1 protein-coding gene and 1 pseudogene are annotated in these 1,158 nt (G+C 38.8%); both read left to right on the forward strand.

Going from position 1 to position 1,158, the window contains the following annotated elements:
- Window positions 1-113 precede the first annotated feature (113 nt).
- Window positions 114-689 (forward strand): DJ-1/PfpI family protein, encoded by a 576-nt coding sequence (locus tag J1785_RS00830; RefSeq protein ID WP_024359927.1) that lies wholly within the window; start codon window positions 114-116, stop codon window positions 687-689.
- A gap of 4 nt (window positions 690-693) precedes the next feature.
- Window positions 694-1,158: pseudogene (locus J1785_RS00835) on the forward strand (hypothetical protein); the annotation flags it as partial.

A 1,158-nucleotide genomic window follows, 5' to 3' on the forward strand; every position in this document is an offset into this window, starting at 1 on the left:
ATCTAATGGGAAAGATTCATATCCTACGAGCTAAAGATGCCATCTCAGAAATGTACTGTGGTCAGAATGTATTTTTAATTAACGTCCCGTAACGCAATAAGAAGGAAAATAACATGTCTAATCCGACACGAGTAGTGATAATTACTGGTCCAGGTTTTCAGGATCACGATGTAGTTTATACTTACTATCGTTCTAAAGAGGAAGGATACGATATATCTATTGCAACAAAGGATGGAAGTGCAGTGACAGGGAAATATGGCATCACTGTTCCTATGGATAAAAGATCCAAAGACAATATTAATTTTGATCAACTCAACGCCACTGATTTTGATGCTGTTATTCTCACTGGCGGTCATGAAGCGCCTGATAGAGTTCGCCAAGATCAGAGAGTTAAAGATTTTCTAAAGCAGATGGTAATACAGGGGAAAGTTGTGGCTGGGCTCTGCCATGGTCCCTGGATTATGATTTCTGCCGGTATTCTAAGAGACAAACTCACCTGCGCTTATGTTGGTCTGAAAGACGATATGGTTAATTCCGGCGCCAATGTAATTGAAGCAGATGTAGTTGTCGACGGGAATATCATAACTTGCTCCTATTATGCTGAATGTGGAAAATTTATGCGTCAGACATTCGATGCAATAGATAGATGGAAGCGCGGCGAAACTCTTAAAGAACCGCTGGTGGTATAATTCGATGTTAATAGCAATGGATTTCGACGGGGTCGTGGTTGATGGAGTAGACGAATGCATGCTAATTACATGGAATGTATTACATGACAGACCTCTCAGTGATTTTAACCAAGATGTACTTCAAAACATCCCACGCCTGATGGCTAAACGATTCAGGAAATTAAGGAATTTTGTACGCCATGACGGTCACTTTATTGCCTCATTCACTGAATTTGGTAATGAAGCTATAGATAATGACAGATTCACTGCTATATATGAATCAATTCCAACTGAAGATAAGAAAATATTCAGGGATAAGTTCATCCATTATAGGAAGCTGGCAAGAAGTCTCTACCCTGATTTTTGGGCTGAACTACACCGTCCGCTATTGGATGTTTCAAATTTATTTGAAACAGCTAATGATATCTATATTGTATCAGGAAAGGATGAAGAGTCTATATTATACATTCTAAGTAAATATGGTTTAAAC

Source organism: Rahnella perminowiae (genome assembly GCF_019049755.1).
In the GTDB taxonomy this organism is placed as follows: Bacteria; Pseudomonadota; Gammaproteobacteria; order Enterobacterales; family Enterobacteriaceae; genus Rahnella; species Rahnella perminowiae.